The 20,333-nt window shown below is 33.2% G+C and carries 25 protein-coding genes; 5 read left to right on the forward strand and 20 right to left on the reverse strand.

From position 1 onward, the window contains the following. Positions 1-13 precede the first annotated feature (13 nt). The 6 genes from QLQ94_RS11910 to QLQ94_RS11935 all read right to left on the reverse strand — a co-directional run bounded on the left by QLQ94_RS11910 (position 14) and on the right by QLQ94_RS11935 (position 4,735). Complete coding sequence (locus QLQ94_RS11910; RefSeq protein ID WP_271335848.1) at positions 14-580, reverse strand: DUF4142 domain-containing protein; 567 nt, start codon at positions 578-580, stop codon at positions 14-16. A gap of 411 nt (positions 581-991) precedes the next feature. Further along, on the reverse strand, positions 992-2,776 hold the full coding sequence (locus QLQ94_RS11915) for a sensor histidine kinase (protein WP_271335849.1): 1,785 nt from the start codon (positions 2,774-2,776) through the stop codon (positions 992-994). 10 nt (positions 2,777-2,786) lie between these two features. Further along, entirely contained in the window at positions 2,787-3,236 is a 450-nt protein-coding gene (locus QLQ94_RS11920) for a response regulator (RefSeq protein WP_271335850.1), read from the reverse strand. Positions 3,237-3,256: 20 nt separating this feature from the next. Further along, on the reverse strand, positions 3,257-3,808 hold the full coding sequence (locus QLQ94_RS11925; protein ID WP_271335851.1) for a helix-turn-helix domain-containing protein: 552 nt from the start codon (positions 3,806-3,808) through the stop codon (positions 3,257-3,259). Positions 3,809-3,966: 158 nt separating this feature from the next. Further along, positions 3,967-4,152, reverse strand: a complete 186-nt coding sequence (locus QLQ94_RS11930; protein WP_055098382.1) for a CsbD family protein — start codon at positions 4,150-4,152, stop codon at positions 3,967-3,969. A 106-nt stretch (positions 4,153-4,258) separates the two neighbouring features. Further along, positions 4,259-4,735 carry a Dps family protein gene (locus QLQ94_RS11935; protein WP_271335852.1) on the reverse strand — a complete coding sequence of 159 codons (477 nt, stop codon included), beginning with the start codon at positions 4,733-4,735 and terminating at the stop codon, positions 4,259-4,261. Positions 4,736-4,897: 162 nt separating this feature from the next. Here QLQ94_RS11935 and QLQ94_RS11940 point away from each other — a divergent pair, with 162 nt between their 5' ends. The 3 genes from QLQ94_RS11940 to QLQ94_RS11950 all read left to right on the forward strand — a co-directional run bounded on the left by QLQ94_RS11940 (position 4,898) and on the right by QLQ94_RS11950 (position 8,999). Further along, positions 4,898-7,081 (forward strand): DUF5723 family protein, encoded by a 2,184-nt coding sequence (locus tag QLQ94_RS11940; RefSeq protein WP_271335853.1) that lies wholly within the window; start codon positions 4,898-4,900, stop codon positions 7,079-7,081. 115 nt (positions 7,082-7,196) lie between these two features. Further along, positions 7,197-8,024 (forward strand): orotidine-5'-phosphate decarboxylase, encoded by an 828-nt coding sequence (gene pyrF / locus QLQ94_RS11945; protein WP_271335854.1) that lies wholly within the window; start codon positions 7,197-7,199, stop codon positions 8,022-8,024. A 174-nt stretch (positions 8,025-8,198) separates the two neighbouring features. After that, on the forward strand, positions 8,199-8,999 hold the full coding sequence (locus QLQ94_RS11950; RefSeq protein ID WP_271335855.1) for an ABC transporter substrate-binding protein: 801 nt from the start codon (positions 8,199-8,201) through the stop codon (positions 8,997-8,999). A gap of 236 nt (positions 9,000-9,235) precedes the next feature. Here the strand turns inward: QLQ94_RS11950 and QLQ94_RS11955 are convergent, their stop codons facing one another. Together QLQ94_RS11955 and QLQ94_RS11960 are read right to left on the reverse strand one after the other, a co-directional pair. Further along, positions 9,236-10,156, reverse strand: coding sequence for a helix-turn-helix domain-containing protein (locus QLQ94_RS11955; RefSeq protein WP_271335856.1), 921 nt, complete (start codon positions 10,154-10,156; stop codon positions 9,236-9,238). Positions 10,157-10,372: 216 nt separating this feature from the next. Next, entirely contained in the window at positions 10,373-11,383 is a 1,011-nt protein-coding gene (locus QLQ94_RS11960) for an aldo/keto reductase (RefSeq protein ID WP_271335857.1), read from the reverse strand. Positions 11,384-12,057: 674 nt separating this feature from the next. Between QLQ94_RS11960 and QLQ94_RS11965 the strand changes: the two genes are divergently transcribed. Beyond that, positions 12,058-13,551: a catalase gene (locus QLQ94_RS11965; protein ID WP_482499862.1), complete on the forward strand. Its 1,494-nt coding sequence runs from the start codon at positions 12,058-12,060 to the stop codon at positions 13,549-13,551. A gap of 436 nt (positions 13,552-13,987) precedes the next feature. Here the strand turns inward: QLQ94_RS11965 and purU are convergent, their stop codons facing one another. The 10 genes from purU to QLQ94_RS12015 form a co-directional block, all read right to left on the reverse strand. Further along, entirely contained in the window at positions 13,988-14,842 is an 855-nt protein-coding gene (gene purU, locus QLQ94_RS11970; protein WP_271335859.1) for a formyltetrahydrofolate deformylase, read from the reverse strand. A 96-nt stretch (positions 14,843-14,938) separates the two neighbouring features. Then, complete coding sequence (locus QLQ94_RS11975) at positions 14,939-15,661, reverse strand: DUF4197 domain-containing protein (protein ID WP_482499864.1); 723 nt, start codon at positions 15,659-15,661, stop codon at positions 14,939-14,941. A 259-nt stretch (positions 15,662-15,920) separates the two neighbouring features. Further along, on the reverse strand, positions 15,921-16,121 hold the full coding sequence (locus QLQ94_RS11980; protein ID WP_482499866.1) for a hypothetical protein: 201 nt from the start codon (positions 16,119-16,121) through the stop codon (positions 15,921-15,923). 103 nt (positions 16,122-16,224) lie between these two features. Further along, entirely contained in the window at positions 16,225-16,782 is a 558-nt protein-coding gene (locus QLQ94_RS11985; RefSeq protein ID WP_482499867.1) for a hypothetical protein, read from the reverse strand. Positions 16,783-16,807: 25 nt separating this feature from the next. Beyond that, on the reverse strand, positions 16,808-17,428 hold the full coding sequence (locus QLQ94_RS11990; RefSeq protein WP_482499869.1) for a hypothetical protein: 621 nt from the start codon (positions 17,426-17,428) through the stop codon (positions 16,808-16,810). A gap of 102 nt (positions 17,429-17,530) precedes the next feature. After that, positions 17,531-17,953, reverse strand: coding sequence for a cytochrome c oxidase assembly factor Coa1 family protein (locus tag QLQ94_RS11995; protein ID WP_482499870.1), 423 nt, complete (start codon positions 17,951-17,953; stop codon positions 17,531-17,533). 156 nt (positions 17,954-18,109) lie between these two features. Further along, on the reverse strand, positions 18,110-18,460 hold the full coding sequence (locus QLQ94_RS12000; protein ID WP_482499872.1) for a hypothetical protein: 351 nt from the start codon (positions 18,458-18,460) through the stop codon (positions 18,110-18,112). After that, entirely contained in the window at positions 18,457-18,717 is a 261-nt protein-coding gene (locus QLQ94_RS12005) for a hypothetical protein (RefSeq protein ID WP_482499873.1), read from the reverse strand. The genes QLQ94_RS12000 and QLQ94_RS12005 overlap by 4 nt, the downstream gene beginning before the upstream one ends. A gap of 109 nt (positions 18,718-18,826) precedes the next feature. Next, positions 18,827-19,030: a hypothetical protein gene (locus QLQ94_RS12010; RefSeq protein WP_482499875.1), complete on the reverse strand. Its 204-nt coding sequence runs from the start codon at positions 19,028-19,030 to the stop codon at positions 18,827-18,829. A gap of 12 nt (positions 19,031-19,042) precedes the next feature. Further along, complete coding sequence (locus tag QLQ94_RS12015; protein WP_482499876.1) at positions 19,043-19,168, reverse strand: hypothetical protein; 126 nt, start codon at positions 19,166-19,168, stop codon at positions 19,043-19,045. 379 nt (positions 19,169-19,547) lie between these two features. Between QLQ94_RS12015 and QLQ94_RS12020 the strand changes: the two genes are divergently transcribed. Continuing rightward, the gene (locus QLQ94_RS12020; RefSeq protein ID WP_482499877.1) at positions 19,548-19,808 is read left to right on the forward strand and encodes a hypothetical protein; all 261 of its coding nucleotides are present in this window, start codon (positions 19,548-19,550) and stop codon (positions 19,806-19,808) included. Here the strand turns inward: QLQ94_RS12020 and QLQ94_RS12025 are convergent. Both QLQ94_RS12025 and QLQ94_RS12030 read right to left on the reverse strand, forming a co-directional pair. Continuing rightward, positions 19,805-20,110 (reverse strand): hypothetical protein, encoded by a 306-nt coding sequence (locus tag QLQ94_RS12025; protein ID WP_482499879.1) that lies wholly within the window; start codon positions 20,108-20,110, stop codon positions 19,805-19,807. The genes QLQ94_RS12020 and QLQ94_RS12025 overlap by 4 nt on opposite strands. A gap of 7 nt (positions 20,111-20,117) precedes the next feature. Continuing rightward, positions 20,118-20,306: a hypothetical protein gene (locus QLQ94_RS12030; protein ID WP_482499881.1), complete on the reverse strand. Its 189-nt coding sequence runs from the start codon at positions 20,304-20,306 to the stop codon at positions 20,118-20,120. Between the last annotated feature and the right edge of the window lie 27 nt (positions 20,307-20,333).

A 20,333-nucleotide genomic window follows, 5' to 3' on the forward strand; every position in this document is an offset into this window, starting at 1 on the left:
GATATATAGGCATTTAAATAATCTCGTTGTTGATCCTTTGCATTTCGCGTAAGATCTGATATTGTTCAGGTAAATAGTGCAATACAATTTTTAGTATTTCCTTGTCGTTCGTCTCTTTCGAAATTGATTCAAACAGATTAATTTGTTCTTTTAAAGATTCAGCCATAGAAGTCAAATAAATTTTGTTAAAACTTGTAATGTTAGAATCGATCAAATCGTATAAATCTCTTTTGTGTGTTGCATTTATTTCAGTAATAATAATGAGCTTTTTATTGGCTAATTTTGAAACTTCCTGTAACAATTCTGTTTGTTCGATCTCTGTTTTTCGACTTAAATCCTGTATCGCAAAATCTGAACTTTTTTGTTGTGCAATTTGGCTTTTTGAAATAATTGATTTAGTCACATTTGCTGTTGCAATAAAAAAGAAAGCTTCGATTTCTTCTTTTTCCGTTTTTACAAAAGCTTCACTTTTTAATGAATTTTCTATTGGATTGGTTTTCTTGCATGATGAAATACAAACTAAAATTATCAATAAAAAAAATCTAAAAAATATCGCTTTCAATTGGGGCGCTGCTTTCATTATTACTTCATAAAGTATTACATTACAAAGATGCTAACGAATCAAACGTTTTGCTTTACAGCATAAAAACGAATGTTTATATAATTCCCATAATGAGATTATTTGCGCTTTCAGTTCTTTGTTTTACAGGTAATTATTGAAGAAAAATTTGTCCATAAAAAAAGGAAACCATCAGTTCGACTGATGGCTTCCTTTTATATTTTTTTATAATAAAGTAAAATTCTTTTTCTTACAGATTTTTTTTTGGGGAGTTTTCAGTCTCAGTAATCAGCCTCAGTGATCAGTATTTAGTCTCAGTAATCAGTGTCAGTAATCAGTGTCAGTAATCAGTTTAAAATTGTGACTGTAAGCTGTGACTGCAATTTTTTTTTAAACTGTAAACTGCGACAGTAAACTGTAAACTAAAAAAAACTACTCCGGAAGAAACACTGTAAAAACCGAACCTTTATTAGGTGTACTATCGGCTATAATATGACCTTTGTGATTGTCTACGATTTTTTTGCAAATCGCCAGGCCAATTCCGGTTCCGGGATAATCTGTTTTAGAGTGCAAACGCTGAAACAAAACAAATATGGTTTCCTTGAACTGAGGATCAAACCCCATTCCGTTATCAGTAAAGGTAATTTTATGAAATTTCTTTACATTGGGCTCTAATAAATCCGGATAATCTGCCGAGTTTACTTTTTCACTTTCAATCTTAATTTCAGGTACCGTATCCGGTTGACTGTATTTTAAGGAATTTCCAATCAGGTTTATAAAAAGCTGTTCGATTTGGTACGGAATAACCGCCAGCTTAGGCAATTTAGAAACTGTAATAACAGCTTTCTTTTCTTCGATGATTTCAGCCAGTTCAGATTCGGCATTTTCAAGAAGTTCATTTAAGCTTAGTTTTATAAACTCTTTTTTGGTTGTATTCGTTCTCGAGAATAAAAGTAAGTCGTCTATTAAAACACGCATCCTTTTTGCCGAAACTTCTATTTTAGAAATATAAGCTTTGGCACTTTCAGATAAAACCGCTTTATCGGCTTCAGAAATTCGGGATACAAAAGTTTGTATTTTTCTAAGAGGTTCCTGCAAATCATGACTTGCAACATGATTAAATGACGCCAGTTCTTTATTGCTTTTTTCTAATTCTCTGTTACGTTCCTGAAGTTCGATGTTCAGTAAATGTTCATCGGTAATATCAAAATTAATTCCAAGTAAAATTTTGCTTCCTTGTTGATCCGTCAAAAGTTTTCCGGTAGATTTAAAATATCTTATTTCATAATCCGGACGTGTAATTTTATAGTAAACAAATGGTAGTTGTTTTTTCTCGACAATGTTTTCCATAGATTTCGCTACCTTTTCTTTGTCATCAGGATGTACAAACTCAAGAAAAGTTTCTTTTACAGGCACAAACGCATTTGGCTCATAACCCAGTAAACGATATTGATTGTCTGAATAATCGATTTTGTCAGAATCTAAATCCCATTGCCAGGTGCTGAATTTACCAATGCTTTCAGATTCAGCCATTAGTCCGCTCGAAATCAAAAGTTTTTTATTGTAGATTTTCAAACGTTCAAAATCACGGCTAATTTGTCTGTAAGCCAACAGAATAAAAAGTAACGCAACCAAAAACAGGGAAATAGAAAATAGGGGACTCAAGGAAATTTCTGCAGCATAAATCTTAAGTCTTTTTGCCAGATAATTTTTCTCGATATCGTTCATTTCGTCCACCTGAAAACGAATGTTTTCCATCAGGATTCGACCACCAAACATATGATTGTCGAGTTTTCGCTTATCATATGTTTTAGGATCGCTGTATTTTAGACAATTTTCAAAAGAAACAAAACGCTGAATAATTAGCTTAAATAATTTTTCAAGATTTTTTTGCTGTTTCGGATTGTCCGTAGTAAGTTTTTTTAAGGTAATAAATGAAGTGTTTACTTTATCACGCGAATAAATATAAGGCGTCAAAAATCGTGCATTTCGTGTAATTATATAACCACGCTGCCCTGTTTCAGCATCCTTAATCGCCGACATTAATCGCTCTAATTGAATGTTTATTTCGTACGTATGCATTACAACTTTGCTGGATTCGTCTAAATCCTTATTGTGTTTGTAAGCAATAGATGAAAGAAATAACAGAATGAAAACCGCGATTACAAAAATAACTCTCAATGAGTTTGAAGAATTAAAATTTGGTATCCATTTCATTGGTATGCTATTATTTTAATCGAAGCAGGAAATTATCACGGTTTAACCCAGAGGTATGGTAGTGCCAGTTTACTGTAACGACTTCATTAATTATTTTTTTAAGCGTGTTAAAATCGCTTGGTTTTTTGATATAAATATTGGCACCCTGAATAAAAGTATCCTCAATATCCTCTTCTGATGATGAAGTAGAATAAATGGCAATAATAATATTTTTAAGGTGTTCCGTTTTTTTAATTTCGATCAAACATTCTTTACCTGTTTTTTTAGGCATATTCAAATCCAGAAACAATATATCGGGTAATTTCGCATTTGGATCCATCAAATGCTCCATTAATTGCATTCCGTCATGAACAAAGTCTACTTTTGTCTGAATTTTTATTTCTTCAAAAGCATCCTTAAAAAAAAGACGATCATCTTCATCATCATCAGCCAATAAAATGTATAATGCGTTTTTTTGCATTTTAGTGTGGTATTTGGGTTTTATTTTAAATTTTCTCTACGTTTCTTAATTATCCTCTGAAAAGCCGATGGCGTAATTCCGGTTGTATTCTTAAACTGAGTACTCAAATGCGCAACACTCGAGTAGTTAAGTAAAAAAGCAATTTCGGTCAAACTCATTTCATTAATAATAATTAATTGTTTGGCTCTTTCAATTTTCTGTAAAATGATAAAATTTTCGATAGACGAGTAAGTCACTTCCGAAAAAACATTTGATAAATAGCCGTAACTGTGGTTTAATTTCTCTGCTAGAAACACAGAACTTTTATAATTATTGCTGTCTTCCATGAAAACAAGCTCGATTATAGCGTCTTTTATTTTTTGAACCAGAACACTTTTCTGATTTTCAACAACTTCAAAACCACAAGGCAATAAATTATTTTTTAAAGTCTCGAGTGCATCAGCATCTATATTGTCAGCAATTTCTATCTCGCCAAATCCCAGAGTTGTAAAATTAACATTTTGTTGTTCCAGGTTTTGTTTCAAAAAAAGTGAGCAAATAGTGTTGATGTCGAACTTTATAAATAGTTTCATTTTATAGAAATTTTGTTAAAGATAATTAATTTATTTTTGGTTACAGAGTTTAATGCTTGCAAGCAATGAAGCATATGAATGAATTTAAATAAAAGTCTCAAAAAAATACCGCCTAATATTGTTGTACTAGACGGTATTTGTAGTTGATTTATAAGGTCTTACAAATCTGCAATGATTTTGCGAACCTCATCTTTAGTTTTTCCGAGTTTTTGTTGAAGTTTTCCGTACATTTCGTCTTCTTTTCCTTCATCGTACAACAAATCATCATCAGTAAGATCTGCATATTGTTGTTTCAATTTTCCTTTTAACTCATTCCAGTTACCTTTTATTTCTGTAGTATTCATGATATAGTTTTTTGTATTTATAATATTGTAAAATTCCGAAATCTTCTTTGTTTGCTTGTTATATGAATTTTGAAAAGCGTTTCATAATTCACATTTGATGTTTTTTTTAGACCTGATAACGGCGCAAAACCCAAGCCATTTTTTCGTGTTGTTGAAGCAAACCAGTCACAAAATCAGCAGAACCAATATCATTGTTATTGTCACTCTCAAAAGCCGGAACATATTCTCTAAATTCGGTTACCAATTGTTCATGGTTTTCTAAAAGCTCTCCAAGCATGTGTTTTTGCGAAGCATATTCTTTTGGAGATTCTTTTAGAGTAGAATTTTCGATAAACTCATTCATTGTTCCAATCGTTTTTTCGCCAAGCTGGCTAATGCGTTCAGCAACTTCATCAATATTAGCTTCTAAAATTCGATACTGTTCTTCAAACAATTTATGCAACTCCATAAAACTATTTCCGGAAATATTCCAATGAAATTTTCTCGTTTTTACGTAAAGCGTCATTTCATTAGATAAAATCGTGGCTAATATAGAGGTACTCTTCTTTAAGTTTTCTGGCGTTATTCCGATATGTGGAGTCATAATTGTTTGATTTTATGTTCGTTATCAAAAATAGAATACAACCATTAAATTTTTCTTACATAATTAATACCAGATGTTACATGAATTCAATGTTACGGTAACCTTTGTGTAGATCTAAAAGTGTAGTTTTGCCCCCGAATTTATATAAAAACCAAAATTTTAATGAAAAAAAAATTACTTAGTTTAATACTTATTGCAATTTCATTTTCGGCCACAGCCCAGTCTTATATTGGGTATACGCATGATAATTATGCAGGTGTACAAAGTGTGCTTTTTAATCCGGCTTCTATTGCCGATTCTCGTTTTAAAACTGATGTTAATTTGTTTTCTATAAGCGGCTCAGTAGGAAATGACTTATATGGAGTAAACATTTTTGATACTTATAAGAAAGGATATGATTTTGACAGCCAGTCTAAAATAACGCCAAAAAGTGCCAATAATGGTATTGCTAATTTTGATATTATGGGACCTTCTTTCATGTTCAATATTGCTCCCAAGCATACTATTGCGTTATTTACGCGCGCAAGATCTGTGACTAATCTAAGAAATATAAACGGTAGCCTTGTAGATCAGGTAAAAGACGGTCTGGATAAAGCAAGCGATTTTAATTTTAATGCCGGTAATCCAAACGGAGCTTCAAACACCTGGGCAGAAGTTGGACTTTCGTATGCAACAGTTTTATACCAAAAAGACCAGCATTTTTTAAAAGGAGGTTTAACAGCCAAATATTTGCAGGGTGGTGTAAACGGATATGTAAAAGGCAAGGATGTTAGTGTTGTCTATAATGAAAATACAGTAAATCCTGAACAGGGAACTCTTGTCTCTAACGGACAAATTACTGTGGGAACAAGTCAGGATTTCGAAGCAAAAGAGGATTATGATTTTGACCCAAAGTCAATGGGATTTGGTTTTGATTTTGGATTGGTGTACGAATGGAGACCGGATTATGATCAATATGATTTGAGCAAGGCAAAATCGGCCGACAATAATTTTAGGGATTTAAACAAATACAAATTACGTTTTGGATTATCTGTTACCGATATCGGATCAATTAATTATAAAAATTCAAGAGAGGATGTTTACAATGTAAATGGTACCATCACTCAGGAAATGATTAATGATGCGGGCAATTTCTATGATTTCCTGAATGAGCATTATACTAAAATAGCTTCTATAAAAGGTACAAAAACTAACTTGCCTACAGCACTTCACGCTGATGTAGACTGGAATATGTACAAGAAATTCTACCTGAATCTTAACGGAGATATCAATATGGTTTCTGCCAATAAAATAAATGGTTACGGAATCGCTGATCGTATCACCCTGACACCTCGCTACGAAAGCAGATGGTTCAGTTTTTATGTGCCAATAACGTATATGGAGTATAGCGGAATGCAGGTTGGTTCAGGATTACGCGCTGGAGCTTTCTTTATTGGTTCTGGTTCTATTCTTACCAATTTAGCCTCGAAAGATTCAAAAGCAGCTGATTTTTATCTAGGGATGAAAATTCCGGTTTATGAAAAGAAATTCAAAGATACAGACGGAGACGGAATCATAGATAAAGAAGATGCTTGTAGAAAAGTAGCGGGTCCTGTAGAAAACAACGGATGCCCTTGGCCGGATACAGATAAAGATGGTGTTTTTGATAAAGACGATGCCTGTCCGGATGTTGCTGGTCCTGCAGAGAATAAAGGTTGTCCCTGGAAAGATTCTGACGGAGATACGCTGCTCGATAATGTAGATGCTTGCCCAACAATTGCCGGTCCGATAGAAAACAAAGGCTGTCCTTGGCCGGATACAGATGGAGATGGCGTTTTAGACAAAGATGATGCTTGCCCAACTATTGCAGGTCCTGCAGAAAATAAAGGTTGCCCGATTTTAGATGCAGATAAAGACGGAGTTCCGGATAATATCGACGAATGTCCGCTAATTGCTGGCCCTGCAGAAAATAAAGGTTGTCCTAAGGTTACAAAAGCTACTCTGGAGAAATTAAAAGTAGAAGCTAAATCGATCTTTTTCGTTACAGGAAAAGCAACGTTAAGCGATGCTAAAAAAGGTGTAACCTCAGGAAGGTTAGACGCGATCAAAGAGATTTTGAAAAATTATCCAAATGCTAAATTTGCGATCAACGGACATACTGATAATGTTGGAAATCCTAAAGCAAACCAGAAATTATCTGAAGCGCGAGCAAAAGTAGTTATGGATGCCTTGATTGCCAAAGGAGTAAATCCGGATAATCTGACTTCGCAAGGTTTTGGAGCAACAAAACCAGTTGCATCTAATAAAACTGCTGCCGGAAGAGCAGAGAACAGAAGAACAGAAATTGTTTATTTAGGTAATTTGTAAGCCTGAATTGAATATAAAACTAAAAAGCCATTCGTAATTGAACGGCTTTTTTTATTTTTGCGTACTTCTAAAATAGAATCCTTTCTAAAGTAGTAGAAGAACTAAAAAAACAAGAATGACAACACAACAACTACACGAACAAATCCTTTTAAAAAAATCATTTTTATGCGTTGGATTAGATCCCGATCTAAGTAAAATTCCATCTCATTTATTAGAAACCGAAGATCCTATTTTCGAATTCAATAAAGCCATAATCGATGCTACACATGATTTGGCTGTGGGATACAAACCCAACACTGCATTTTTTGAAGCTTATGGTATAAAAGGATGGATGTCTTTGCAAAAAACAATCAACTATATCAATGAGAATTTTCCTGAAATTTTCACGATTGCAGATGCAAAACGTGGCGATATAGGAAATACGTCCAGCATGTATGCGAAAGCTTTTTTTGAAGACCTGAATTTTGATAGTGTAACTGTTGCTCCTTATATGGGAAAAGATTCGGTAGAGCCATTTTTGGCTTTCGAAAACAAACATACTATCATGTTAGCACTAACTTCTAACGAAGGTGCTTTTGATTTTCAGACGTTGACAACAAACGGAAAAGAATTATACAAACAGGTTTTAGAAACTTCTAAAACATGGAAAAATAGCCACAATTTAATGTATGTGGTTGGTGCTACAAAAGCCGAATATTTTGCTGATATCAGAAAAATTGTTCCGGATAGCTTCTTATTAGTTCCCGGAATTGGCGCTCAGGGCGGAAGTTTATCTGAAGTTTGCAAATACGGAATGAACGATCAAGTTGGTTTATTAGTAAATTCAGCAAGAGCGATTATCTACGCCTCAAAAGGAACTGACTTTGCCGAAAAAGCAAGAGAAGAAGCATTGAAAGTACAAAAGGAAATGGAAGAAATTATTCGTTTAAACTTTCAGGTTTAAGGTTTTACTTTGAACACAATTTACCACAGAGTTACACAAAGTTTTTCGCAAAGCTTCACAAAGTTTTTTGCTTTATTTTTCTTCGAGTTTCTCTGTGAAAAACTTTGTGTAACTCTGTGGTAGAAAAACACAATCATAAAACTTGAAACAAAGAAAACCTGAAACAAAATTCAAATGAAACAATTATCTGATCAGCTTGGTACTTTACATTCTTTTGAGAAAACCCCTAAACGTATTATTTCTTTAGTGCCTTCTCAAACAGAATTACTGTATGATTTAGGTTTAGAAGAAAAAATCATAGGAATCACCAAGTTTTGTGTACATCCGTATCATTTAAAATCGACTAAGAAAATGGTGGGTGGAACCAAGAAAATCCATTTTGAGAAGATTAAATTGCTTCAGCCTGATATTATTATTTGCAATAAAGAAGAAAACACACAGGAAATCGTCGATCAATTAAGTGCGATTTGTCCGGTTTGGGTAACGAATATTATTACGATAGAAGATAATTTTCAAATGATTTCAGATTTTGGACAACTCTTTAATTGCAGGACAGAATCTCAAAAATGGAATGACAAACTGGCTTTCGCTTTAAGCGATTTCAAAAAATATGTTCAGGATATTCCGGTACAGAAAGCAGCTTATTTTATCTGGAAAAATCCGTTTATGGTAGCAGGAAAAGATACTTATATTAATGAATTATTAAAGTTAAATCACTTCTCGAATATCTACGAAGACAAAGGGCGTTATCCTGAAGTCGAAATAAAAAAAATGCGCATTGAAGGTGATCCTGATTTGGTTTTACTTTCATCAGAACCCTATCCTTTTAAAGAAGAAGACGCTTTTGAGATTGGAAGATTTACACATCACGCCAAAACTATTTTTGTAGATGGCGAAATGTTCTCCTGGCACGGGAGTAGATTACTCAAGGCTTTTCCGTATTTTAAAATTCTGCACGAAAGACTGAAAAATTAGTTTCAGGTTTATCTTGTTTCAAGTTTCAGGTTTGCATGACTTAGAACATAATTTTACTGCAAAGTCCGTAAAGTTTTTTACTATTAAGTTTTTATAAAAAAGAGAAGTTCGCAAAGTTTTGTGTTGATTTAGCTTTTCGAACTTTACCTACTTATATATTATCAAATAAACCTTTGCGAACTTTGCGTAAGTCTTTGCGAATCTTTGCGAATAAAATAGGTTTTTTAATTTAAAAATTAATTAAACGAACTTCTGAATTCTAAAGGCGAGACATTGGTTTTGCTTTTAAATAATTTATTGAAAGATTGCGGATATTCAAAACCCAGTTGATACGCCATTTCACTTACGCTTAAAGATGTGGTACTGAGCAATTCTTTTGCTTTTTCGATAATTTTATTATGAATGTGATGTTGTGTACTTTGACCAGTTTGAGAACGTAACATATCACTAAGGTAATTAGGGGAAACATTTAATTCATCAGAGATATAAGCGACAGTTGGCAATCCGAATTGCTGTACTTTATCACTTTCAAAATAGTCACAAAGCAAGGTTTCTAATTTAGTCAAAAGTGTGTTGTTGGCACTTTTTCGGGTGATGAATTGGCGGTTGTAAAAACGATTGCAATAATTAAGAAGCAATTCGATATGCGAAACCATGACGTCCTGACTAAAAGCATCAATAGAGGACGTGTATTCTTGTTCGATGTTTTGCATAATGTTTCTAACCATCGTTTCCTCCTTGTCAGAAAGATGCAAAGCTTCATTTACTGCATACGAGAAGTAGCCGTAATCTTTAATGTTTTTGGCCAAAGGATAGTTTTGGATAAAGTCAGGATGAATCACCAACATGGCTCCATACACAGAAGTGTCAACAGAAACTTCAGTAGAAATAACCTGTCCGGGTGACATAAAAGTCATTACGCCTTCATCAAAATCATAATAATTTTGTCCGTATCGCATTTTTCCGGTAAAACCTTTTTTAATGCAAACCGTATAGAAATCATAAACAACACTTTTTAGATTGTCATCAAAATGGCAGCTTATTTTACTTAAATCGACAAAACTTACTAAAGGATGTTCCGGCTTTGGAATCTTTAGCAGGGAATGCATTTCTGAAATCGAGTGAATAGTATACGGAATATGGGCTTCTTTTTTCATGATAAGAGAGATAGGATATTCAAATAAAATATACAAAGGAAAAGCTATCGTAAAGATAACTTTTCCTAAGAAATTAATGATTTGGTTTTATGATTACTTTCAAACTTTCGGCTTTGCCTGAAATACGCAAACAATAAAATTTACGATAAAAAAATCTTTATAAATCTGCGTTTTCGCTTTAGCGAATCAGTACCATCTGCGCGCCATCTCAAAGTATTATTGGTCAACAGAAGCCATATTAGCGGCATCATAACGCATTCCGGTTTCGGTTCCCAGTGGTATGATTTTTTCTAAACGATCCATTTCTTGCTTAGTTAGCGTTGTTTGGGCTGCGGCAATATTCTCTTCGACATATTTTACTCGTTTTGTTCCCGGAATAGGCAGGATATTTTTCGAAACAATCCATGAAATTGCCAATTGAGAAGCTGTTATTTCTTTTTCTTCAGCCATTTTTTTGATTTCATTTACCAATTGAATGTTTTTCTCGAATTGTTGTCCCTGAAAACGAGGTAACGCTTTTCTAAAATCATCATCCGGGAAATCATTAGGGCTTTTAATATCTCCCGAAATAAAACCTCTTCCAAGCGGAGAATAAGCAACAAAACCAATTCCTAATTCTTTAAGGGTTTCTAATATTCCATCATCTTCGGCACTTCTTTCAAATAAAGAATATTCGGTTTGAATAGCAGTTAGAGGATGAACTGCATGGGCTTTGCGAATGGTTTGGGATGAAACTTCAGATAAGCCAATATAACCTACTTTTCCTTCTTTAACCAATTCTGCCATAGCAGCAACAGTTTCTTCGATTGGTGTATTTGGATCAAGTCTGTGCAAATAATACAAATCGATATAATCTGTTCCTAAGTTTTTTAGAGAACGTTCTACCGCTTTCTTTACATAATCTTTTTTACCGTTAAATTTCCAGGTAAGCTGTTCGTTATCGTCAATTTCAAAACCAAATTTAGTAGCAATACTATAAGCGTTTCTATTGCCTTTTATGGCTTTTGCAATTAATCTTTCGTTGTGTAGAGGTCCATACAAATCTGCGGTGTCTAAAAAGTTTCCGCCCAATTCAAGCGAACGGTGAATAGTAGCAATCGCTTCTTTTTCATCGGCCTTACCATAAATGTCAGCACCGGCAATCTGAGTCATTCCCATACAGCCTAAACCAATATTGGGAACAACAAGCCCTTGATTTCCTAATTTTATTTTGTGGATAGTACTCATAATTTCTGTTTTAAGTTTTTAGTTTGAAAATTATAAGACAAAGATCCGTGAGTATTACTTTTATAAAGTATCTAAATCTCTTGTAGTTGTATCCAAAATGAGGAAAGGAAGTTTCAGGTTGTATTCAGACTCGGGTCAGGTTTCAAGTTGTTGGATAGTTTTTTTACCACATTTTTTTACGACAGAGTAACACGAAGATTTCACAGAGTTTCACAAAGCTTTATGTATACTATATTGTATAATAGAAAATACTTTGTGAAACTCTGTGGTAAAACTAAGTTCAAAGTCAAGCAACCTGACCCGAGGCTGAAAGCCGAACAGGCGAAGCAAACAAAGAAAACCTGAAACAAAGAAAACTTGGAGCAAAAAACAAAACTTGCTATAAAAAAAGAATGCCGGCATCTCGAAGACGCCGGCATCATTTAACTAACCAAAACCAAAATAATAAATAACCAGTTTATTACACTACAAAGATCAGATATATATGAACGTTTAGCTGTTAAGGTTTTGTTATTACTTTGTTGAACATAAGTTAAGATTTTAGAATACTTGTTTCTGAGCTTTCTGTAATGTTAAATAGTTTTTAATTATTAAAATATAATAACAATCAATTTTGGTTATGAATATCGTATATATAAGTTTGTATATTTGATAAAACATTAAATATCAGCAATATGGATTTAAACAAAAAATTAACAACTGCAACAGGAACTCCCGTTCCGGACAATCAAAATATTCAAACAGCAGGACCTCGTGGACCTGTTTTATTGCAAGATTTTTGGTTTTTAGAAAAAATGGCGCATTTTGACCGCGAAGTAATTCCGGAACGAAGAATGCATGCGAAAGGGTCCGGGGCTTATGGGACTTTTACTGTAACTCATGATATCTCAAAATACACAAGAGCTGATATATTTTCGGAAATTGGAAAGAAAACAGAGATGTTTGCCCGTTTTTCAACAGTTGCAGGTGAAAGAGGTGCCGCTGACGCCGAAAGAGACATTCGTGGTTTTGCTTTGAAATTTTATACAAACGAAGGAAATTGGGATTTGGTAGGTAATAATACACCCGTTTTCTTTTTTCGTGATCCAATGAAGTTTCCAGATTTAAATCACGCTGTAAAACGTGATCCAAGAACTAATTTAAGAAGTGCTGATAACAATTGGGATTTTTGGACTTTATTACCTGAATCTTTACATCAGGTTACAATTGTAATGAGTGATAGGGGAATTCCGAGATCGTACAGACAAATGCACGGATTTGGGAGTCATACTTTTAGTTTCCTGAATGCTCAAAACGAAAGAAATTATGTAAAATTTCACTTTGTATCGCAACAAGGAATTGATAATTTATCTGATGAAGAAGCTGCTGTGTTAGTAGGTGGCGACAGAGAAAGTCATCAAAGAGATTTGTTTGATGCGATAGAAGAAGGTAATTTTCCAAAATGGAAAATGTTCGTTCAAATCATGAGCGAAGAACAAGCATCTACATATCGTTTCCATCCTTTTGATTTGACTAAAGTTTGGTTAAAAGGAGATTTTCCTTTAATTCCTGTTGGAGAGTTCGAATTAAATAAAAATCCTGAAAACTATTTTGCTGAGGTAGAACAAGCTGCTTTTAATCCGGCGCACGTACCTCCCGGAATTAGTTTTTCGCCGGATAAAATGCTGCAGGCGCGTTTGTTTTCTTATGGAGATGCGCATCGTTACCGTTTAGGAGTTAACAATTATCAAATTCCCGTAAACTCATCCAGATGTCCGTATAATACATTTCACAGAGATGGTGCAATGCGTGTAGACGGAAATAATGGAGGACGTAAACATTACGAACCAAATAGTTTTGGAGAATGGCAGGAACAACCTGAATTCAAAGAACCACCATTGGCACTTCATGGCGATGCATATGCGCATAATTTCAGGGATGATGATAACGATTATTTTACTCAGCCAGGTTTATTATTCCGTTTACTAACCGATGAGAAAAAACAATTGTTGTTCAAAAATACCGCCGGACAAGTAGGAGGGGCGCAGAAATTCATTCAGGTACGTCACATCAGAAATTGCTATAAAGCTGATCCGGCATACGGAACTGGAGTTGCAAATGCGCTGGGAATGAACATGGAGGAAGTAAATAATTTTTCTGATCCAAGATTACTAATCGAAGTAAGATAGTTTTTTTTTGAAGGTTCAAAGTAAAAAACGTTCAAAGCTAATCTTTGATTTTATATAGTAGACCCGACAGGTTTTAAAAACCTGTCGGGTTTTGTTATTTGATATAAATACAAATATTTTGAATATCTAAAATTTTATATTCTTTTATGTAAACTGGACTAAAGTCCAGCCCTACAATATAATTTGTTCCTTCGGAACTATAAAAGCCTTTGACTTTATCTATATTGTAGGGGCGGATTCAGTTTGGTTTAATAGTTAGATTTACAGAAAAGAAACCAGTGAAAACCAGTCTAAATCTGCCTAATCCGTGGCCAATAATTTGAGACAAAGCTTTAGGATCTTCGTAAAATCATCAACATTAAACATAATAAACTTCGCGGCATTTGCGTAACTTTTTACGTATTTTGCGGTTAAAAAAAACTTAGAAACTTAGTTACTACGAAAAAACAACTGTCTTATTACTATAAACCATTGTCTTACGTTCTGCATGCAGCTTTATAGCGCGAGCCAGAACAATACGTTCCAAATCACGACCTTTCATGATAAAATCATCAACGGAATGTATGTGTGAAACTCTCGCAATATCCTGTTCGATAATCGGACCTTCATCTAATTCTGCCGTAACATAATGACTGGTTGCCCCAATAATTTTCACACCACGTTTAAAAGCGGAATGATAGGGTTTTGCGCCTGGAAAAGCAGGTAAAAACGAATGATGAATATTGATGATTTTATTTTCGTAAAGTGCAATCAGTTTAGGTGTAATAATCTGCATATAGCGGGCCAAAACGATAAAGTTAATTTGATATCGCTGCAATAATTCAATTTGTTTGGCTTCGCCTTCTTCCTTAGTTTCTTTTGTAAAAGGTACACAGTGAAACGGAATGTCAAAACGTTCTGCAATCGATCTTAAATCATTATGATTGCTTATAATTACCGGAATTTCAACATTTAGTTCCCCGGCACTGTAACGTCCTAAAATATCGAATAAACAGTGGTCGTATTTAGATACAAACAATGCCATTTTTGGTTTTTGTTCCTGATTGTACAAATCCCATGACATATTAAAATCAGACGCAATAGTTTTATCAAAATCAGCTTTCAGACCTTCAATTGTTATATTATGATTGGTCAGTTCACATTCTAATCGCATAAAAAATACATTTTGTTCTACATCAACATGTTGGTCGATATAGATTATGTTTCCTTCTACTTTAGCGATAAAAGTCGTCACTGCGGCGATAATTCCTTTTTGGTCTTTGCAGTGAATCAGAATGGTTATTTTTTGCATTTCAAGTTAATGGTTAATCGGTTAATTGTTAATTTGTTTAATCGCTTAAATGCACGACCGGTAATTACGGATGAAACGGTTTAAACGACAGAAAAATTATTTTTTGTCCTGCATTGCAAATACTTTTTGTAGTAAAGGCGTTGTTCTTGCATTAATATTGGTACGAATATCTTTTTCTTCGACGGCAATCATTTTAAAAACACCCGCCAATGCTTGATTCGTTGTATAATCAGTCAAATCAGGATTTACTTTTTTTACCAGAGGAATAGTATTGTATTTATTAATGATATTTTTCCAGACTACATCAGCTTCCACTTTTTCGAAGGAGCTTTTAATTACCGGATTAAATTTTCCGTACAAAGCAGTTGTAGTACCTTTTTGCAGATAACTGGTTGCAGCACTTTCATTTCCTAATAAGATGTTTTTAGCATCTGTAAACGACATGTTTTTTACAGCCGAAACAAAAATTGGCGTAGCTTCTTTTACAGCATCTTCCGCAGCACGATTTAATACTTTAATCCCTTCATCAGCAAGAGATGATAATCCGATTCTGCGCAATGTAGCATCGACTTTTTGCAATTCTTCAGGCATTAATATTTTTACAGCTTCATTTTTATAAAAACCATCCTCGGCAGTCAATTTACTCACTTGTTGTGTAATTCCTTTATTTAAAGCCTCTTTTAATCCAGAAGCAATATCAACTCCGCCAACTCCTGAAAGTTGAGTAGATAATTTTGATAGTTTTTGTGCTAAAGTTTCCTTTACCTGAGCATGGGAAATTAGAGAAAACAGAAGAGATAATATTAAAATCTTTTTCATTAGTAGTTTTTATTAAGTTTCAAAAATACTATTTATTCAAAAACAAAGCCACAATTTTCTTTAGGCAGAACAAACAATTTGTTTTAAAATTAACATTAGTGTTGGCGTCCGTTTTAAACGATGTTCACTGAACACCAATAAAATAAATATTAAGTGAAGTGCTCTTATACTTTTTAAAGGAAAAAGCAAAAGGATTTTCAGTTTTATTGGGCTGGATTAGAAGATTTATGTTTCTCATTATATTACGGTTTTTGTATTTTTAAAGTTCTTGTCGAATCATTAAAAAAGCAAATATCCCTACAAGTAGGAGTTGGATAACATAACCCGACCAAATGTTTCTTTTTTCGAATTGTAATATAAATTGGTCCTTTAATTTTCCTTTGAAACCTTTTATGATCCAAAAGAAAAAACCACCAATCCAAAGAGAAGTTAGTTGGGCAGCGATTAGCTCTTTTGCCATAATTTTGATCTAATTAATTTTGCAAGGTTTTGTGATCTTTTATCTCCGGGATGAGATAAATTACGTTTGAAACTTAGAATCTTAGCCACTCAGAACCTCAAAATTACGGCCAATACATCCTGACATTATAATTCCAATACATTTTGCTTGAGATATAAGTGGGTTGAAATTCTCGTATAGGCAAATTATTATGATCGAATAATTCTACTCTTATGATTTTTTCGCTGGTATCATCCTTTAAATCAATGTTTCCTTCTTCAGCATCAATGAGTTTCTTTTTCTTTAAGTATAAAGCTGGCTTTTCAATAATAAACGTTATTCCTGCTTCATTTTTTGATTCTCTTTCACCGGCAAGATTTCCGGCTTCATCAAATGTTTCAATTCGCTGTAAATAATCATTTTTATAATAAAAAAGCTGATAAGCAACACCGCCATGTTGTATTTGTAATTTTTGATTCATTACCCTAAAACGTAGTATTTGTTTTTTAGCATTTGTAAATTCAATCGGGCCATTACCTTCTTTATTAATATAATTAGATAAAATCCGGACAGGTTTTGAGAATTGTTTTATACTGTTTGTGTAGGCGTGATATTGAGCGTCAGATTGTGCAGTTGCGCAAATACATTGCAAAAAACTAAGATATAAAAAAAATAATTTCATTTGTTTTTGGTCAGTAAATACAGTTTTAGTTATACTCGCCATTAATGTTTTTACGGTTTATTTGTTTAATTCCGGTTTTTGTAAAAGAATAAGTAGATTCTTCTTGCCATCTCCATGTTTTTTGCTTTTCGAAATCTTCACCAATTGCACTGTAAAGAATTTTGATGGTATCCTTAGTAGTAATCATTTTAATTTCGGAAAAACGATCCTGAATTTTTGATGAGGATTCTGTTTTTTGACAATATTGCAGTCTTGCCAAAACTTTTTGATCTTCGCTAAACCATTTTTTCAAAAATGATACATGTTTCTCAGAGCATTGATAACCTAAATTTAGCGCCGAGAGAAATTTACATTTTAAATTACTTTCATCTGTTTTTTTTTCTCCATCCCAATAACATTCATTACTAACATCAGTTGCAATGTAGCCTAAGGCTGCGCGTTGCGGCTCTGTTAATGTTTTAATATAATTCGTATTAAGCTGGAGACTACCGTTTTGGTCTAACCACAATATTTTTATATAAATATCCTGATTGTCATTCTCTGCAGAGGATTGGTTTACTGCTTTATGAATTATGGTATTTGTTTGAGAAAATACTGAGGGATAAAAATTTAAAAAAAATAATAAAGCTATTAGGCGGATATTCATGATTGGAAATTTGTTGCCTATAAAGATACTATATCTGGTTTTATTTTATCAATAAAAAAGGCAGATACCTAATTTAAGAAATCTGCCTGAATTTTTATGTAATTATTTTTTGAGTAAATCAATTTCCTCTTTTGTATTTTGAATAACAACTGTCATTTCGCTATACTTCCAGGTACCTTTTTTTTCAGCAACAACAAATAAAGTCGCTTTTCCTTTAGGTCCTTTTATCGGAATTTGTAAATCACAATTTCCGCTGTTGCCGTTTGCTGTATTAATATTGCCCGAAGTCATTCCGTCATCTTCAATGGGACTTCCCAGTTTTTCAATTATCACTTTGTTCTTTTGTGCTTCGGTCATTGCTTCTTTATAAGCATCAGAATTTGTCATCATTGAGGTAACTCCAAAGAAAATACTGACTATAAACAGTACAAAAATCAACAATAGGCTTACGCATCCTGTTGGTACAAACCATTTCCAGTTTCTTTCCCACCAACTTTTTCTTACTTCAACATAATCGTCTTCCATAAATAGATTTTATTTTAGATTCAGGTTTAAAGATAGAAAGATACTGTTAATTAAGATTTAAATACAAATGATTTTTTAGATTGAAAAACAGGATAATTCTATTTGAACGAATTTTAATTACTTCACGGCGGCATAACTATTAGTAAACAAACGGCCTTACCCAATTTCTATCAAAGTGGTATGTGGATCGCCATAATCATCAGACATAATCGATGCCATTTGTACATCTTTGATTCCTTTAATCTGATTGTTTTGTATGTCAAGCTCTCCGGATAAAATAATCAGATTTTGGTATTTTGCGATATATGAGCCTCTGTCTAGTTCGCCATTGCTATGCAGCAGGATCGAGAATTTATTGCCTTCACCAGATATAAAAGAACCTTTTCCTTCCCATATTTCATTTGTAGAGTCATTACTGTAAATAGTAAGATTTTTGAAATCAACACTTAATTTGGCTGTATTTGGTTGGATAATGTAAGTGTTGATGTGCCAAGAGTGACACCTCACAATGCATCAGTAAAATTAGACATGGTACAGCGAAAGGGATCAATTTTATAAATACCTTCTACGTTAGGAGGAGTCGAACCTTTGTGAATGGTTATACCAAGTTGGTTGATTGATTTTTGCATTGCTGCATCAACATAATAATCGTACGAATTTTGTTTAGGAATAGTGGTTTCGTCATTGTCAGAATCATTAGAAGAACAAGCTGTTAAGCCTAAAATAATAAAGAATAAAAATGATTTAATGGTTGTGATTTTCATGGTTTAAAAGGTTTTGTTATTAATATTTTTGAGACAGAACTCGATGTTAAAGTGATTATTTTGAAAAGGAATCGCAATTTATATGCTGTTTCTTTTATTATGATAATATTTATAATAAATCGGAATGTTTGTTTCTTTTGTTCCCAATATGATAAATGGTATTTCCTGTAATGGCGTCAATCTCGAATTTTTCTTCAATTACTCCATGTGGAGTAAATTCGCATGGCATACTAATAGAATGCTCCATTGTTTGAGAGTTTCTGGATAAAAATGTCACCTGAGTATTGTTTTTAATTTGTTCTTTTTCATCCATCAAGTCTATTTGCTATTCGTTTTTCATTTTGTTTACTAAGTCTTGCCAGCTAAATTTATAAGGCTCATCATTATTGATTTCTTTTATAAGTTCCTGTCCATCATCGTATTCTCTTTGAAAAACCAATAATACAATCATAAAAGCTTTCTATTTCTTTTATTAGAGTCAACGTTTTTTTATGATACATAAATCTCTGTTTTATAGGTGTATTTAAGTAAATAATCGTTTGTTGATAAGAGTCTTTATGTTCTGTAAGGAAAATTTCAATACTATCGCCATTAGTATTTTTAGTAATATATCGGCAGTAGGTATTGTTGTCTTTTTTATGTTTTTCAAATGCTTCTAAATCGAATTTTCTCATTTTGGGTGTTTTTTTAACAATTGCAATTTTTCCTTTTTTTAATAATATTCCGGGTGCATGACTTGTTCTTTATTCGAAAAAAAATAAAAGTCTATTCAGCAAAATAATCGGCTCATCAGAACTATGTTATAAATCGCTACTAAAAAGAAAGCGATATTGAATACTAATGAAAGCCAATCCAATACTTGTTTTTTGTTTAGAAATAGTGCTATTAAGGTTAATAAAGATGAAACGGTAAGCGGAACGATAGAATTGATCAATATTGCTATTTTGCTAAAATATTCAAATCCGGTTGGTGCGATCAATACCAACAATACCAAAACAGCAATTATACTTATTGAAATTGTACTTATAATTTTTGCTTTTTTATGTTTGTCCTGCATTTTTGAATTATTGTTTTTAGTGTATAAAGTTTAGCGAGTTCCAGCTCCCAGCGGAAGATCTCCTAAGCCCGCGAATACATAAATTGACATTATAAATGGTATTAGAACTAATATTAATATTATCCATCCCAGAATTTGTTTTTGGTTTAGGCTAACCGCTATTATGGATAATAGCAATGCTGATAAAAGAAGAAGAGGATATATACAAGCTGCACTAATAGGATTTATATCTACATTATCAGATTCTATTACTATATAGCCAAATATCATCGTGCTAATTAATAATACTAGAGAGATTAGACTTAAGGTTATGGCAGTTTTTTTGTTGTTTTTCATATAAAAATTAGTTTGTTCCGGCTCCAAATGGTAATCCTAAAAAGACCGATAAAGAAATAATCGATATCGCAAGCAGTACAATCGTTATTATTAAAATAACCCACCAGGTTTTTTGTTTTTTATTGCGGTATATCGCTATAATCGAAAAAAGTAATATTGCTAAAAATATATAAGGAGCGATAAGAAGTATGCTCATTATGTTTAAGCACTGAGCGCTGGAAGG

This window comes from Flavobacterium sp. B114r, assembly GCF_056824125.1.

Excerpts from the sequence above, each read along its gene's own strand:
- purU (WP_271335859.1), bottom strand. The coding sequence starts at position 14,842 with ATGCAAAAAATAACCATTCTGATTCACTGCAAAGACCAAAAAGGAATT.
- QLQ94_RS11940 (WP_271335853.1), top strand. The coding sequence starts at position 4,898 with ATGAAAAAAAAATTACTTAGTTTAATACTTATTGCAATTTCATTTTCG.
- QLQ94_RS11910 (WP_271335848.1), bottom strand. The coding sequence starts at position 580 with ATGAAAGCAGCGCCCCAATTGAAAGCGATATTTTTTAGATTTTTTTTA.
- pyrF (WP_271335854.1), top strand. The coding sequence starts at position 7,197 with ATGACAACACAACAACTACACGAACAAATCCTTTTAAAAAAATCATTT.
- QLQ94_RS11965 (WP_482499862.1), top strand. The coding sequence starts at position 12,058 with ATGGATTTAAACAAAAAATTAACAACTGCAACAGGAACTCCCGTTCCG.
- QLQ94_RS11920 (WP_271335850.1), bottom strand. The coding sequence starts at position 3,236 with ATGCAAAAAAACGCATTATACATTTTATTGGCTGATGATGATGAAGAT.
- QLQ94_RS11950 (WP_271335855.1), top strand. The coding sequence starts at position 8,199 with ATGAAACAATTATCTGATCAGCTTGGTACTTTACATTCTTTTGAGAAA.
- QLQ94_RS12005 (WP_482499873.1), bottom strand. The coding sequence starts at position 18,717 with ATGAAAATCACAACCATTAAATCATTTTTATTCTTTATTATTTTAGGC.
- QLQ94_RS11990 (WP_482499869.1), bottom strand. The coding sequence starts at position 17,428 with ATGAATATCCGCCTAATAGCTTTATTATTTTTTTTAAATTTTTATCCC.
- QLQ94_RS11995 (WP_482499870.1), bottom strand. The coding sequence starts at position 17,953 with ATGGAAGACGATTATGTTGAAGTAAGAAAAAGTTGGTGGGAAAGAAAC.
- QLQ94_RS11935 (WP_271335852.1), bottom strand. The coding sequence starts at position 4,735 with ATGACTCCACATATCGGAATAACGCCAGAAAACTTAAAGAAGAGTACC.
- QLQ94_RS11925 (WP_271335851.1), bottom strand. The coding sequence starts at position 3,808 with ATGAAACTATTTATAAAGTTCGACATCAACACTATTTGCTCACTTTTT.
- QLQ94_RS12010 (WP_482499875.1), bottom strand. The coding sequence starts at position 19,030 with ATGGATGAAAAAGAACAAATTAAAAACAATACTCAGGTGACATTTTTA.
- QLQ94_RS11975 (WP_482499864.1), bottom strand. The coding sequence starts at position 15,661 with ATGAAAAAGATTTTAATATTATCTCTTCTGTTTTCTCTAATTTCCCAT.
- QLQ94_RS11955 (WP_271335856.1), bottom strand. The coding sequence starts at position 10,156 with ATGAAAAAAGAAGCCCATATTCCGTATACTATTCACTCGATTTCAGAA.
- QLQ94_RS12030 (WP_482499881.1), bottom strand. The coding sequence starts at position 20,306 with ATGAGCATACTTCTTATCGCTCCTTATATATTTTTAGCAATATTACTT.
- QLQ94_RS11930 (WP_055098382.1), bottom strand. The coding sequence starts at position 4,152 with ATGAATACTACAGAAATAAAAGGTAACTGGAATGAGTTAAAAGGAAAA.
- QLQ94_RS11960 (WP_271335857.1), bottom strand. The coding sequence starts at position 11,383 with ATGAGTACTATCCACAAAATAAAATTAGGAAATCAAGGGCTTGTTGTT.
- QLQ94_RS11980 (WP_482499866.1), bottom strand. The coding sequence starts at position 16,121 with ATGGCAAAAGAGCTAATCGCTGCCCAACTAACTTCTCTTTGGATTGGT.
- QLQ94_RS11985 (WP_482499867.1), bottom strand. The coding sequence starts at position 16,782 with ATGAAATTATTTTTTTTATATCTTAGTTTTTTGCAATGTATTTGCGCA.
- QLQ94_RS12015 (WP_482499876.1), bottom strand. The coding sequence starts at position 19,168 with ATGATTGTATTATTGGTTTTTCAAAGAGAATACGATGATGGACAGGAA.
- QLQ94_RS12025 (WP_482499879.1), bottom strand. The coding sequence starts at position 20,110 with ATGAAAAACAACAAAAAAACTGCCATAACCTTAAGTCTAATCTCTCTA.
- QLQ94_RS11915 (WP_271335849.1), bottom strand. The coding sequence starts at position 2,776 with ATGAAATGGATACCAAATTTTAATTCTTCAAACTCATTGAGAGTTATT.